We start from the raw sequence: 13,776 nt of genomic DNA, 5'->3' as shown, positions 1-13,776 counted from the left end.
ACGCACAGGGGTAAACGTGCCATATTCCGACCATATCAGGGTCCGCGCTTGACCGGTATGGGCCAGAGTTTGCTATGGATGATCTATGAAAGCAGTTTTCTCTGCGCGTTGGTCCTTGCCCTGCATGCTGGCTGGCGCTGTTGTTCTGGCGGGAGCGTCTTCGTTTGAAGATGTCGCACAGGCCCGCACGCAGCAGGCGTCGGGGGATAAAAAGCAGGTCTGGTCCGTGACCACCTGCATGGCCATGATTGGTGATGACCCCTACGGCGCGCGGGACTACGCACTGGACTGGCAGCACCACGGGGGCGGGCGTGATGCCCGGCACTGCCACGCTCTGGCCCTGCTTGAGGCCGGAGATGAAGATCAGTCCGCACGCGAACTGGATGAACTGGCCCACCAGACCGCGCCCAAGGGGGATGTGCCCCCGCCAGCCCTGCGTGCAACTCTGGAGGATGAGGCCGCCGAGGCGTGGCTGGCCGCCGGAGTGCCGGGCAAGGCGCAGGCCAGCGCGGATTTCGGGCTGCTGGCCCAGCCCCATAACCAGTCCTTGCAAATTGCCCGGGCGCGCAGTGTGCTGGCCCAGAACCGAGCCGATCTGGCGGAGCAGGAACTCACGGCCCTGATAGCCCACCAGCCCGGTGCCATGCCCGAAGCCTATGTTCTGCTGGCCGAGGCCGAGCGCAAGATGGGGCGGCTTGACCTTGCCATGCAGCATGTTGCCCATGCTCTGGCTGTGGCGCCCGACAGTGCAGCCGCCCTGCTGGAGCGCGGGATTATCCGCGAACGCAAGGGCGATGCCACTGGTGCGCAGCAGGACTGGCAGAAGGTGCTGGACCTCTCCCCCGACAGCCACGAGGCAGACATGGCCCGTCAGGATCTGGCCGTGATGGCGGCAGACCCCGATTCTCCATGAGCGGAGGGCCGGGACTGGACCCGCAGCGTATTCTGGTTATCCGGCTGAGTGCGCTGGGGGATTTTGTGCAGAGTTTTGGCCCGTTCGAGGCCATAAGGCGCGCACACCCCAACGCCTGCATAACCCTGCTGACAACCCGCCCCTTTGTGGAACTGGCCCGCCTTGCCCCATGGTTTGACCGAGTGGAGGTGGACCACCGCCCCCGCTGGACCGACCTTGCCGGGCTGCGCACCTTAAGGCGACAGTTACGTGGGTATGACCGGGTTTACGATTTGCAGACATCGGGGCGCACAGCGCGGTATTTCTGGCTGGCGGGGCGGCCGGTGTGGTCCGGGCATGTGGGGCGCGCTGCCTTGCCTCACGCCAATCCGTGGCGGAACATCATGCACACACGCCCTCGCCAGCGTGACCAGTTGCGCATGGCGGGCGTTACCCCGGTGGACCGGCCCGACCTTGGCTGGCTGGTGGGTGGCGGGCCGCGCCTGCCCCAGCCCTATGCCCTGCTGGTGCCCGGTGCGGCCCCCCATCGCCCCGCCAAACGCTGGCCCGCCGGGCATTACGGCCAGCTGGCGGCCCAGATGGTGGCGCATGGCATAACCCCCATTGTGGTCGGCAGTGCCGGGGAGCAGCCTCTGGCAGCACAGATTCTGCGGCACTGCCCGCAGGCGCTGGACCTGACCGGCCAGACCAGCCTGCCCGATCTGGCAGGCCTTGCCGCACGGGCATGGGGGGCAGTGGGGAACGATACAGGCCCCATGCATCTGGCCGCCGAGGTTGGATGCCGCTGCCTTGTCCTGTTTTCGCGTGAGAGTACGCCTGCGCGCACAGCCCCTTTGGGGTACGCGCCGGGGCAGGTGGACGTGTTATGGGCGCGTGATCTTGCAGTCCTTTCGGTGCAGAGGGTTGCAGCCGCGCTCTGGTAGCGCCATTAAACACTCTTTGCGTTTATTCTTCCTACCCTTCTGGAGCTTGCACCCATGCCCGCTATCACCCTGCCCGACGGTTCTGTTCGCAGTTTTGACGGGCCAGTTACGGGCACTACGGTGGCAGAGTCCATTGGTGCAGGACTGGCCAAGGCCGCTTTGGCCATGGAAGTGGACGGCCAGCTCAGCGATATTCGCCAGACCATAAAAGCCGATGCCAAGGTCCGCTTTATTACCAGAAAAGACCCGGAATCGCTCGAGCTGATCCGCCACGATGCCGCCCACGTGCTGGCCGAGGCCGTGCAGGAGCTGTTCCCCGGCACTCAGGTGACCATTGGCCCGTCCATTGAACACGGGTTCTATTACGACTTTTTCCGTGCCGAGCCGTTTACCCCCGAAGACTTTGCCGCCATCGAAGACAAGATGAAGGAAATCGTGGCACGGGCGGAGCCCTTCGAGCGCGAAGTCTGGCCGCGTGATGCAGCCATTGCGTTTTTTGAAGAACGCGGCGAATCGTTCAAGGCCGAGCTGATCCGTGATCTGCCGGAAACGGAAGATATTTCCATCTACCGGCAGGGCCAGTGGCTGGACCTGTGCCGTGGACCCCACCTGCGCACCACCAGGGATGTGGGAACCGCCTTCAAGCTGATGAAGGTCGCCGGTGCTTACTGGCGTGGGGACCACCGCAACCCCATGCTGACCCGCGTGTACGGCACCGCATGGCGCGACCAGAAGGAACTCGACGCCTACCTGCTCCAGCTTGAAGAAGCCGAAAAGCGTGACCACCGCCGGATCGGGCGGGAGATGGGTCTGTTCCACTTCCAGGAAGAAGCGGTGGGTCAGGTCTTCTGGCATGCCAAGGGCTGGCGCGTTTATTCCGTGTTGCAGGACTACATGCGCCGCGCACAGACCCGCCACGGGTATCAGGAAGTGCGCACCCCCCAGCTTGTGGACCGTGGTCTGTGGGAGGCATCGGGCCACTGGGACAAATACCGCCACCACATGTTTGTCGCCACGGTGGAGGATGAGGATAAAACCCTCGCCCTCAAACCCATGAACTGCCCGTGCCATGTGCAGATTTTCCGCCACGGGCTGCGCTCCTACCGCGAGTTGCCGCTCCGCATGGCCGAGTTTGGGGCCTGCCACCGGTACGAACCCTCGGGCGCACTGCATGGCCTGATGCGTGTGCGTGGCTTTACGCAGGATGATGCGCATATCTTCTGCACCGAGGACCAGATCGCGGCCGAGACCGTACAGTTTGTAAAGATGCTGCACGAAGTTTACCAGGACCTCGGGTTTGAGCACGTACGCGTCAAGTTTGCTGACCGCCCCGAACAGCGCGCAGGCAGCGAAGCGGTGTGGGACAAGGCCGAAGCCGCACTCAAGGAAGCCTGCGCCGTTGCCGGGGTCGAGTACGAATATAATCCGGGTGAGGGGGCATTCTACGGTCCCAAGCTCGAATTCGTGCTGCGTGACGCCATTGGCCGCGACTGGCAGTGTGGCACCTTGCAGGTGGACCTTGTTCTGCCCGAACGGCTGGATGCCAGCTATGTGGGCGAGGACTCGGCCAAGCACCGCCCCGTTATGCTGCACCGCGCCATTCTGGGCTCGTTCGAGCGGTTCCTCGGGATTCTGATCGAGCAGCACGCTGGGCGCTTCCCGCTGTGGCTGGCACCTGTTCAGGTGGTTGTGGCCTCCATTGTCAGTGATGCCGCGCCCTATGCGCAGGACGTTGCCGCAGCCCTGCGCAATGCCGGGCTGGTGGCCGAGGCGGATGTCCGTAACGACAAGATCAACGCCAAGGTCCGCGAGCATAGCGTAGGCCGCGTGCCGGTTATTCTGGTCGTTGGGCGGCGCGAGGCGGAGGAAGGCACTGTGGCCATGCGCCGCCTTGGCTCGCAGGCGCAGGAGGTGCTAACGCTGGATCAGGCCATTGCCGCACTCAGCCACGAAGCCACTCCTCCCGATCTGCGCAAAAAGGCGTGAAGCAGGGCGGGTTTTTGTGGCAATGCTGCAATGCCCCTGATTTATTGCATGGACCGCTTGATAAACAGCGGAGAATTGCGCACATACTAACAGCAGGCGGAGCACCGGGTACCGGTGCCTCTGTTTGTTTTTGAAATGTACTACAGGAGCCGACCATAGTCAGATCCCCTTACCCCGCGGCACCCAGCAAAGAAGGGCCGCGCGTGAATGAAGAAATTCGTGTGCCGCAGGTTCGCCTGATTGATGAAACAGGCGAAATGGCGGGCGTTATGTCCGTGCGTGATGCGCTTGCCCGTGCCTATGGCGTTGGGCTGGACCTGCTGGAAATAAGCCCCAATGCTGAGCCGCCGGTTGTAAAGATTCTCGACTACGGCAAGTTCAAGTACGAGCAGCAGAAAAAGCGCAACGAAGCCAAGAAAAAACAGAAAGTTATTGAAATCAAGGAAGTCAAGGTTCGTCCGAACATCGACGAAAATGACTACCAGGTTAAGATGCGTTCTGTGAAAAGCTTTATTGGCGACGGGGATAAGGTCAAGGTCACACTGCGTTTCCGTGGGCGCGAAATGGCGCATCAGGAACTGGGGATCAAGGTTCTGGAACGGATTCGGACAGAAATTGATGAACTGGCCAAGGTGGAGCAGATGCCCCGCCTTGAAAACCGCCAGATGATTATGGTGCTGGCACCGCGCTAGACCTTTGTCTTTCTGGACTGGCTACCAAAAACCGCCCGGGGCTGAACTCCGGGCGGTTTTTTTATGCGCTGACCATTCCGTCTGGTATTGATCTGGCCGGGTCAAAGGGGAGCAGGGCTGACTGGTAATGCACATGGCCTCAAAGCTATGCTTTAGGGCTCCAGCAGCACGGTTGCCCGCAGATCGGCGCGTACGGTCTGGGCTTCTGCCGTACTGGAAGGGCTGGAGCCGACAGCATCGTTCGCAGCGCCAGCAACGGCGGCACGGAGCATGATCGGCATGGGGCGGGGATAGTCCTGATCAGATACACTGATCTGCACAAACCGGGCGACATGGAGGCCAAGGGATTGGGCGAGTGTATCGGCCTGTTTTTTCAGTTCCGTTATGGCTTTTTTCTCGGCTTCCAGAAACAGACTCTGGCGTTTTTCGTCCGAGAGTGACCACTCCAGCCCTTCCAGAATAAGCCCCTGTGCCTGCAACTGTCCGGCCAGAGGTAAAAGGCTTTTCCCATCCGTGGCGGAAAGGCTCAGGGTCTGGCTGGCGGTCCAGTAAGGGCGGGCTTTTTCGGGCTGTGTCTCGTAAACGGAATACTGGAGCACTGCGGTTTTGATGTCGGTATTTCTGGCCGCTTCATCTGTGGCTTTTTTAACCACGGCATTCACATCCCCCTGAGCGGAGGCGGCATTCCTGTTCTGGCTTTCCGCCCTGAAGCGCGCACTCAGCTTGTCTGGTGCGGCCTCTGTTGTGCCTGTGGCATGGATTTCCAGCCGGGTATAAGGCTCGGGATTGTTCTGAGCATGGGCAGGGAGCGTATGGGCCAGTACAGCCGCGCCTGAAGCGAGTGCCAGAAAGCCCATGGGCTTGAAAGATGGGAGAAGAGTCACGATGGTGCTCCTTCAGCATTCAGTAAGGCGCGGCGCAACCGCACCAGTCCAGGGCGGATATGCCCTTTTTGGCAAAGATTCATGCCTTCCGTTTCTAATCTGGAGACAGAGACCGAGACGGAGACAGAAGCTTTTGTCGCTGCATATGAATCTATCAAATGGGCAAGTTCAAGGCAGAAGGAAAGGCTGTCTGAAGTGACGACAATAGGGGAGGATAATCGGGGGGAGGGAAACAAGTCCCAGCCAAAAAGCACAGATGTTGGCAGGTGTGCCTGACTGGCAAGTGTGACGGAACCACCAGTGATAACGCACGCCAGAGCCAGAAGAAGGGGTGAGCGGAACTTCATGGGACACTAAGAGACGTAATTGCATGTTATTTCAACAAAACTATCCGCCAAAAACGATCTATTAACGTTAATAGATTTAGGTCATCATTGTAATATTACGTATAGTTTAAAGTTTATCAGGGTAATCATATATCGCGGGCACATCTATAGTCACCGCAAGGCCGGGATTGTTGTGCGACAAAAGCAATGTGCCGCCATGCAGTTCCACAATAGCCTGTACAAGGGCCAGCCCCAGCCCCGAACCGGGGGTATGGCGTGCCTGCTCGGCCCGGAAAAAGCGTTCCGATGCACGGGCAAGATCCGCGTCATTCATACCAATCCCGCTGTCCACAACCATAATGCGGATGGTGCCTGTCTGTGCATGTTCGGCGGAGGAAGCAGCGGGAATGTGCTGTGCGCTCAGGTTTATGGTGCCTTGCGGGGGAGAGAACTTGATGGCGTTGTCCAGAATATTGGCCAAAGCCTGCTGGAACATGGCCTGATCTCCCCTGAATGGCAGGTGGAGAGGGAAATTCCTCTGTAGCTTGAGGCCATGCTCATCTGCCACGGCTTCATATAATTCCGTAATGTCCCGCAAGGTGGTGGCCAGATCGAATATGGCAAAGGCCGAGCGGCGGGTGCCAGCCTCAATCTGGGCAATGCGCAGCAGGGCTTCGCAAATGCCGGTCACCTTATCCAGATTGACCGCGGCCTGATCAATGGCGGCGCGCAGGGCCAGTTCGTTTGTGGCGGAGCGGGAGGCATCCTCCAGTTCCGCGCGGGCGCGGGCAATGGGGGTGCGCAGGTCATGGGCAATGGAGTTGGAAACCTGTTTGACCCCATCCATAAGCCGGGTAATGCGGTCGAGCATCTGGTTGATGGTCAGGGCCACATCGTCCAGCTCGTCCCCCATGCCCGATACGGGAATGCGGCGGGACATGTCGCCCCGCGTAATGGCCAGAGTTGTGCGGTTGATGGAATGGATGATCCGCCGGAACAGGACGCGTACAACCCAGCCCCCGCCAACGGCCAGCAGCCCGACCATAAGGCATGTCCAGAGCATGGCGTCCGTGAGCATCCGCTGGATCTGGGTGCGCTCACTAATATCGCGTCCGATCAGCAGGAGGTAATTGCCTTGCAGGGTCCAGACGCGGACCTGCGCAAGGTTGAGTTGCCCATCGCGGAGTACAGGCAGGGTCTGCCATGTCAGGGCGGCATCAAGCCGTATGGGCCAGTGGGCCAGATTGCCTGCCAGCAGTTTGCCGTCCGGCGCACTCAGCAGGTACAGGGCGTTGTCATCTATATCCTGCGCCAGACGGTTGTTGATCAGGTTTTCCAGCCCCGGAATACCGGCATGCTGCCATTCTGTCAGCAGGGCGTGGGCATCAAGCGCTATGGAGTGGCGTACGCGCTGCTCCAGCAGGCCAATGGTGCCCCACCATACAAATGACAGGAACAGAATGGCGGAGCTGATAAACAGAACGCTGTAAACAAGACCGAAACGCAGGCTGACGGATTGTATGCGGACCTTGCGTAAAATGGTCTGCATAAATCGTGCTGGTCCGGTCATTCCTGCAGCATGTATCCGGCGTTGCGCACCGTATGCACCAGAGCATGTTCAAACGGTTTATCTATTTTCTGGCGCAGGCGGGAGATATGGACGTCAATTACATTGGTCTGCGGATCAAAATGGTAGTCCCATACGCCTTCCAGCAGCATGGTGCGGGTGACGACCTGTCCGGTATGGCGCATTAAAAATTCCAGCAGCCGGAATTCGCGCGGTTGCAGGTCTATTTTCTGCCCACCCCGGCGGACAGCGCGGGAGAGCAGGTCTATTTCCAGATCGCCCACACTCAGCTTGGTCAGGGGCTGGGCCTCGTTGCGGTTGCGGCGCACAAGGGCTTCCAGCCGGGCCTGTAGCTCGGAAAAGGAAAAGGGCTTGCTGACGTAGTCATCCCCGCCTGCTTTAAGCCCGGCCACTTTTTCGTCCACATCCGCCAGAGCGGAGAGCAGGAGAACGGGGGTCAGGTTGCCTTCGCGGCGCAGGGTTTCAAGAATATGGAGCCCCTCTACCCCACCGGGGAGCATACGGTCGAGAATGATGACATCGAACTTGTCCTGGCAGGCAAGGGCAAGGCCCTGCTTGCCGTCTGCCGCCTGTTCCACCAGATGACCGGCTTCAGACAGGCCCTTGGCAACAAAGTTACGGACCGTTTGATCATCTTCTATTAGAAGAACACGCATAGACAGACCTCAATTACCCAAACGGATTACCAAATTCTTACAAGAAATATATGTTCTTGTCACGGGCTAGTGCGGAAATGTTTCATATACGGTCTGCTTCGGCTAGGGGTTTTGTGAGAGAATCAAGCATTGCCAGTAAAACCGCAGTTAGGGGGGATGCAAAAATCAGCCCCGGAAAGCCCAGAATGGCTCCAAACAGGGTCTGGGACAGCACGGTAAGGGCCGGTGGCATCTGCACTGCATGGCGCTGGATAACGGGGGCAAGCACGTTGCCTTCAAAAAACTGGATCACGCCATACAGCACCGCCACCATAATGGTCTCGCGCGTGCCAAGGGAAAGGGCGAGCAGCAGGGCAGGCACGGCCCCCATGATGGCGCCAATATAGGGAATGAAATTGCACATCCCCGCCAGCACACCCAGCGCCAGTGCCAGAGGCACGCCAATAAACCACAGCCCGATGCCCGAGAGCGTGCCAACCACCAGCATGTCCAGCGATTGGCCTGCAACCCATGCCCACAGGGTCTGCCCCGCCCGCAGCAGCAGTTGCCGGATGATCGGGCGACGTTCTTCCGGCACCAGCCGTAGCAGTCCATTGGCGTAAGTGGCGGGGGACATGGCAAAATACAGCCCGGCAATCAGCACCACAATCAGCGTGCCAATGGCGCCAAAGGCGGACCCCAGTATGCCGGTCATGGACCCGGCAATACGTGAGCCAAGGGAGGCCAGACCGCTATCGCCCCCGGTATGACGGCCCCCAAGGGAGGCAGGCAGATAGTTCAGGATCATCTGCCCGGTGGGGGTGCTCTGCAGCGTGTCCCGCAAGGCCATTTCCTGCTGGCGCAGGGCTTCTTGCAGGCGGATCACCTCGCTGACAATGGCGGGGCCGCTGTTCCAGACCAGCAGGGCCGCACTCGCCAGCAGGGCCAGCACCACAATGGTCAGCGCCCATGCATGCGACACGCCAAGGTGGCGGCGCAGGATGCGGGCCAGCCCATACAGCACCACCGCGCACAGCACGGAGGCAAACACCACCATAAGCACATCACCCAAAAGCCATATGAGCAGGCCAATGCACACAGTCCCTATGGACAGGCGCAGAATGCGGGCAATGTGTTCGGGACCAAATATAGGCGAGTCCGGTGATGGCATGGGCGAAGAAGAGGAACCGCTGTCAGATGGCATGCAAGAAAATTCTTTCAGGATCGGGGGAGGCTGTGTAACGGCTGTCCGTGTCGTTAATCTGTAAGCACATGATGTCTTACTTTTTTGTGTAATCTTATCCATTCATGCGCGGATGTGAGAAGAAATTTCTTTAGTATGGTTACAGGAGCATAATACGGACATGTCTGGCGGGAACGACGGTGGGCTGGCGGCTGCCTCCAAAGCCATTCTCGCTCTGGCGGTGGGCACGTTTGCCATCGGCACGGGAGAGTTTGCGGCAATGGGGCTGCTGCCCCAGATGGCGGACAGCATGCATGCCAGTATTCCACGCACGGGGGAGGCTATTTCGGCCTATGCTCTGGGGGTTGTGGTCGGGGCTCCTGTTGTGTCGGTCATGGCGGCGCAGATGTCGCGCAGGCAGTTGCTGGTGCTGCTCATGGGCTGGTTTGCCGTGGCCAATGCACTGGGTACACTTGCCGCCTCGCTGGGTATGCTTGATCTGGCGCGTTTTGTAACCGGGCTGCCGCATGGCTCCTTTATGGGGGTTGCCGCGCTGGTTGCCGCAGGGCTGGTGGACCGTGGCTACCGTGGGCGGGCCGTGGGGCGTGTTTTTTCGGGCCTGACCATTGCCAATGTGGTCGGCGCTCCCTTTGCCACCTATGCCGGGTCCTATTTCGGGTGGCGGCTGTCCTACCTGTTTATCGGCCTTATGGGCGTTGTGTGCTGCCTTATGGTGCTGGCATGGGTGCCGTATGATGCGCCTAACCGGGGGCGTTCGGCCCTGTCGGAGCTTGGCGCGTTTTCACGCAAGCAGGTCTGGTACGTCATGGGCACCGTGGCGGTGGGGTGTGGTGGCATGTTCTGCGTGTACACCTATTTTTCCGTAACGTTGCAGGATGTCACCCATGTGCCGCTCTGGGGGGTGCCGCTTTTTCAGGCGCTCTGGGGTGTCGGCATGTGTACGGGCGCATGGGCTGGCGGCCACCTGATGGACAGGAACCTGAAATGGGCAACCATTTTTGCGTTTTTGTGGAATGCCGCCGCACTGGGCCTGTTTGCGCTGGTTGCACATTCGGTCTGGCTGACGGCGCTGGCCGTTTTTATGCTTGGTGGTGGCATTGCCATTGGTCCGGCCATGCAGGTCCGCCTGATGGATGTGGCGGCCGATGCACAGACCCTCGCCGCCTCCATGAACCACGCGGCCTTCAACCTTGCCAACGCCATTGGGGCTTGGCTGGGCGGGGTGGTGCTGGCTGTGGGGTTTGGGCTGGAAGCCACAGGCTGGGCTGGTATGGCGCTCTCGCTCGTGGGGCTGGTGCTTTTCCTGCTCTCGCTACGGGTGGAAACGCTGGATGCCAGAAAAGCCGCGCTGGCAGAAGGTGGGGCTGCGTAAGCCGAATAATAGGCCTTGCGCGCGCATAAGGGCTGCTGTGCGCCCCGCAGGGCGCACAGGGCCATTACTGCGGTATTGCCGTGGTTTTTACTCGACTGGCCTGCTGTTTATTTATAACCCTGAGCGGGCAGGTGCAAAAAACAGATCAATACTGAAGGTGTGTGAGCATGGAAATCAGCAGCCCCTACCAGATCCTGAACAGCCCGGCGAGCGCGGCCCAGCAAAGCCAGAACAGGAAGTCGCTCGGGCTGGATTTCAGCAACATGACACCGCAGGAAATGGAATCCGCACGGCGGGAGCTGTCGCTGGAGGGCAAGATTTCGCTCCATCAAAGTGTTACAATGGCTCTGATGGATGGCTACGCTCTGGAAGGTGTGAATGGCGGAAAGCTCGTGAGTGGCTCAACCAACATGTACGCCATGATTGATTCGTTACTGGATTATCAGGAAAAAAACGGCGTCTTCAACGTCCAGCAAAACATTGAATCGCTTAAGTCTCTCCGCAAGGTGCTTGAGGAGAACGACGTGAATTACACCACCTCCACAACATCCATAACGGCCTGAAAGATCACCTGCCCCTCCAGCCGGAGGGGAGGGACAGGGTGGTTGGGTGCCGAACTGCGCTTATGGGGCGCTGGTCGTGTCTTCTTCCATCTGGGCTTCGGCGGTCAGCCAGCGTTCTTCGGCTTCGGATTCCTCTCTGGCAATGGTGGCCAGCCGGGTGTTCAGGCGGGTTACTTCTGCTGCCTTGCCCGGTTCGTACAGAGCCGGGTCAGCCAGAGCGGCTTCCAGCTTTGTGCGTTCAAGGGCCAGCTTGGCCAGCTTGGCTTCCGCATCCTTGACAATTTTACGCAAGGGAGCCTGCGCCTTGCGGATTTCGGCCCGGTCGCGGCGTTCGTCCTTGCGGCTGTTCTGGCTTGTGGCGTCCTGTCTGGGGCGGTTGCTGGCGCGGCTACGCTCAAGCAGCCATGTGCGGTATTCGGCCATATCCCCTTCAAACGGGGTGACCTGCCCATCTGCCACCAGCCACAGCCGGTCCGCCACCAGTTCCACCAGATGCGGGTCATGGCTGATCAGCACCACCGCCCCTTCAAAATCCGCCAGTGCGCGGATCAGCGCATCACGCGCGTCGAGGTCCAGATGGTTGGTGGGTTCGTCCAGAATAAGCAACTGGGGGGCATCTCGCGTGGCAAGGGCCAGCAGCAGGCGGGCTTTTTCCCCGCCCGAGAGGTCTTTGACCGCGGTTTCCGCCCGGTCCACATCCAGCCCGAAGCGGGCTAGCTGCGCGCGTACAACCGGCATGGTGGCTTTGGGCAGGGCACGCGCCATGTGCTCGATCGGCGTCTGGTCCAGATGCAGTTCTTCGGTCTGGTGCTGGGCAAAATACCCAACCCGGAGCCGGGCATTGCGCTCCACATCGCCAGAAAGCGTGTCAAGGCGGCCAGCTATCAGTTTGGCAAGGGTGGATTTACCATTGCCGTTGGCGCCAAGCAGGGCAATCCGGCTTTCCATATCCAGCCGGAAGGAGAGGTTGCTCAGCACAGGCCTGCCCTCATACCCCACGCTTGCGCGGTTGACGCTCAGGATGGGGGGAGGGAGCTGCTCGGGTTCGGGGAAGGAAAAATGCGCGGCAGTATCTTCCACCACCGCGTCGATCACGGGCAGTTTTTCCAGCGCCTTCAGCCGGGCCTGTGCCTGTTTGGCCTTGGTGGCCTTGGCACGGAAGCGGTCCACAAAAGACTGCATATGGGCGCGGCGGGCGGCAATTTTTTCGGCCTGCCGGGTCTGCTGCAACGCCTGTTCGGTACGGATTCGAACAAAGTTTTCGTAGCCGCCGGGGGTCAGGCTCAGCTTGCCGCGTTCCAGATGGGCAATGGCGTCCACGCAGGAATCGAGCAGGCCACGGTCATGGCTGACAATAAGAGCTGCCCCTGCGAATCGGCGCAGCCAGTCCTCCAGCCAGAGTGTGGCCTCAAGGTCCAGATGGTTTGTGGGTTCGTCGAGCAGCAGCAGGTCAGGTTCCAGAAAAAGGGCCGTGGCCAGCGAGACACGCATGCGCCACCCGCCCGAAAAGTCCGATACCGGGCGCATCTGCGCCTGAGCACTGAACCCCAGCCCCGCCAGCACGGCCCCGGCCCGCGCGGGGGCGCTGTCTGCTCCTATGGCGCGCAGGCGCTCGTGTATTTCGCCAAGGCGCATGGGGTCTGTGGCCTGTTCGGCCTCGGCCAGCAGGGCTGTGCGCTCGGTATCTCCCGCCAGAACGGTGTCCAGCAGGTTGGCGCCATCCGCTGGGGCTTCCTGTTTCACGCGGGCCATGCGCGCGCGTGAGGACAGGCGGATTTCTCCCCCATCGGGGGCAATATCCCCCGCAATGGCGGCCAGCAGGGTGGACTTGCCAGCACCATTGCGCCCGACCAGCCCGACCTTGCGGCCGGGGTCGATGGAAAGGCTCGCCTGGTCCAGCAGAACGCGGCCAGCCATACGCAGGCTAAGGTTGGAAATGACAAGCAGGCTCAACGCAGGTCTCGTTTCTTCTGGAATTGTTCATTACATTCTGTGTGGTACCTACCAGCCAGCGCCGATATGCTCTAGATGGAAACGCTGAACGTCCGCCAGATCAAGGCGGATATCTGCGTTTATACCCAAGGAGGGCCTTATGGCTAAAGAACGTACCCTGTCCATTATCAAGCCGGATGCAACCCGTCGTAACCTGACCGGCAAGATCAACGCCGTGTTTGAAGATGCGGGCCTGAGCATTGTTGCGCAAAAGCGCGTCCAGCTTTCCCCCGCTGTGGCTGGCGCTTTTTACGCCGTGCACAAGGAACGCCCCTTTTACAACGATCTGGTGTCCTTCATGATCTCCGGCCCGGTTGTGGTGCAGGTGCTTGAAGGCGAAAACGCCGTTGCCAAGAACCGTGAAGTCATGGGTGCAACCGACCCCAAAAAGGCCGACCCCCAGACCATTCGCGCCCAGTTTGCTGAAAGCATTGAAGCAAACTCCGTGCATGGTTCCGACAGCGCGGAAAATGCTGCAAACGAAATCCGCTTCTTCTTTGCAGAAACGGAAATCCTGCCCTAATTCTGGCAGGTCACACCCCGGCGTTGTGTCTTGTGCATACGTCGGGGCCGCCAGAATGGCGGTTAACCGCCAAGCCAGACGTCTTGCGCATGGGAGATACCCGGCAGCAGGGTAGGGCAACAGGGCACATTCCTTCTATAATTCTGTCTTATGCTCGAGTGTTATGGGCAAGGCG

At 60.0% G+C, this 13,776-nt stretch carries 12 protein-coding genes; 7 read left to right on the top strand and 5 right to left on the bottom strand.

The window, feature by feature from the left end; genetic code table 11:
- Window positions 1-85: 85 nt before the first annotated feature.
- The 4 genes from HNR55_RS03865 (at window position 86) to infC (ending at window position 4,514) form a co-directional block, all read left to right on the top strand.
- Complete coding sequence (locus tag HNR55_RS03865) at window positions 86-913, top strand: tetratricopeptide repeat protein (RefSeq protein ID WP_242005426.1); 828 nt, start codon at window positions 86-88, stop codon at window positions 911-913.
- Window positions 910-1,836: a glycosyltransferase family 9 protein gene (locus HNR55_RS03860; RefSeq protein ID WP_166111620.1), complete on the top strand. Its 927-nt coding sequence runs from the start codon at window positions 910-912 to the stop codon at window positions 1,834-1,836. The genes HNR55_RS03865 and HNR55_RS03860 overlap by 4 nt, the downstream gene beginning before the upstream one ends.
- A gap of 54 nt (window positions 1,837-1,890) precedes the next feature.
- Window positions 1,891-3,822 carry a threonine--tRNA ligase gene (thrS, locus tag HNR55_RS03855; RefSeq protein WP_166111617.1) on the top strand — a complete coding sequence of 644 codons (1,932 nt, stop codon included), beginning with the start codon at window positions 1,891-1,893 and terminating at the stop codon, window positions 3,820-3,822.
- Window positions 3,823-3,977: 155 nt separating this feature from the next.
- Complete coding sequence (gene infC, locus HNR55_RS03850; RefSeq protein WP_059024330.1) at window positions 3,978-4,514, top strand: translation initiation factor IF-3; 537 nt, start codon at window positions 3,978-3,980, stop codon at window positions 4,512-4,514.
- A 152-nt stretch (window positions 4,515-4,666) separates the two neighbouring features.
- Here infC and HNR55_RS03845 read toward each other — a convergent pair whose 3' ends face one another.
- From HNR55_RS03845 to HNR55_RS03830, 4 genes are all read right to left on the bottom strand, one after another.
- Window positions 4,667-5,398, bottom strand: a complete 732-nt coding sequence (locus tag HNR55_RS03845) for an SIMPL domain-containing protein (protein ID WP_253545122.1) — start codon at window positions 5,396-5,398, stop codon at window positions 4,667-4,669.
- Window positions 5,399-5,851: 453 nt separating this feature from the next.
- On the bottom strand, window positions 5,852-7,294 hold the full coding sequence (locus HNR55_RS03840; RefSeq protein WP_253545120.1) for a sensor histidine kinase: 1,443 nt from the start codon (window positions 7,292-7,294) through the stop codon (window positions 5,852-5,854).
- The gene (locus HNR55_RS03835; protein ID WP_166111611.1) at window positions 7,291-7,968 is read right to left on the bottom strand and encodes a winged helix-turn-helix domain-containing protein; all 678 of its coding nucleotides are present in this window, start codon (window positions 7,966-7,968) and stop codon (window positions 7,291-7,293) included. Before HNR55_RS03835 ends, HNR55_RS03840 begins: the two co-directional genes overlap by 4 nt.
- An 82-nt stretch (window positions 7,969-8,050) precedes the next feature.
- On the bottom strand, window positions 8,051-9,151 hold the full coding sequence (locus HNR55_RS03830; protein WP_166111608.1) for an AI-2E family transporter: 1,101 nt from the start codon (window positions 9,149-9,151) through the stop codon (window positions 8,051-8,053).
- Between the two features lie 160 nt (window positions 9,152-9,311).
- Between HNR55_RS03830 and HNR55_RS03825 the strand changes: the two genes are divergently transcribed.
- Complete coding sequence (locus tag HNR55_RS03825; RefSeq protein WP_166111605.1) at window positions 9,312-10,523, top strand: MFS transporter; 1,212 nt, start codon at window positions 9,312-9,314, stop codon at window positions 10,521-10,523.
- A 167-nt stretch (window positions 10,524-10,690) separates the two neighbouring features.
- Entirely contained in the window at window positions 10,691-11,086 is a 396-nt protein-coding gene (locus HNR55_RS03820) for a hypothetical protein (RefSeq protein WP_233129053.1), read from the top strand.
- Between the two features lie 60 nt (window positions 11,087-11,146).
- Here HNR55_RS03820 and abc-f read toward each other — a convergent pair whose 3' ends face one another.
- Window positions 11,147-13,039 carry a ribosomal protection-like ABC-F family protein gene (gene abc-f / locus HNR55_RS03815; RefSeq protein ID WP_166111602.1) on the bottom strand — a complete coding sequence of 631 codons (1,893 nt, stop codon included), beginning with the start codon at window positions 13,037-13,039 and terminating at the stop codon, window positions 11,147-11,149.
- 139 nt (window positions 13,040-13,178) lie between these two features.
- On the opposite strand from abc-f, the gene ndk reads away from it, so the two are divergent.
- Window positions 13,179-13,601, top strand: coding sequence for a nucleoside-diphosphate kinase (gene ndk, locus HNR55_RS03810; protein WP_025826705.1), 423 nt, complete (start codon window positions 13,179-13,181; stop codon window positions 13,599-13,601).
- Window positions 13,602-13,776 lie beyond the last annotated feature (175 nt).

The sequence above is a fragment of the Acetobacter lovaniensis genome (assembly GCF_014207635.1).
Taxonomy (GTDB): Bacteria; Pseudomonadota; Alphaproteobacteria; order Acetobacterales; family Acetobacteraceae; genus Acetobacter; species Acetobacter lovaniensis.
This window is presented reverse-complemented; position numbering and strand designations above follow the sequence as displayed.

Coding starts and splice junctions, on each gene's coding strand:
- ndk (WP_025826705.1), top strand. CDS start 13,179: ATGGCTAAAGAACGTACCCTGTCCATTATCAAGCCGGATGCAACCCGT.
- HNR55_RS03860 (WP_166111620.1), top strand. CDS start 910: ATGAGCGGAGGGCCGGGACTGGACCCGCAGCGTATTCTGGTTATCCGG.
- HNR55_RS03820 (WP_233129053.1), top strand. CDS start 10,691: ATGGAAATCAGCAGCCCCTACCAGATCCTGAACAGCCCGGCGAGCGCG.
- HNR55_RS03825 (WP_166111605.1), top strand. CDS start 9,312: ATGTCTGGCGGGAACGACGGTGGGCTGGCGGCTGCCTCCAAAGCCATT.
- HNR55_RS03835 (WP_166111611.1), bottom strand. CDS start 7,968: ATGCGTGTTCTTCTAATAGAAGATGATCAAACGGTCCGTAACTTTGTT.
- HNR55_RS03830 (WP_166111608.1), bottom strand. CDS start 9,151: ATGCCATCTGACAGCGGTTCCTCTTCTTCGCCCATGCCATCACCGGAC.
- thrS (WP_166111617.1), top strand. CDS start 1,891: ATGCCCGCTATCACCCTGCCCGACGGTTCTGTTCGCAGTTTTGACGGG.
- HNR55_RS03865 (WP_242005426.1), top strand. CDS start 86: ATGAAAGCAGTTTTCTCTGCGCGTTGGTCCTTGCCCTGCATGCTGGCT.
- HNR55_RS03840 (WP_253545120.1), bottom strand. CDS start 7,294: ATGACCGGACCAGCACGATTTATGCAGACCATTTTACGCAAGGTCCGC.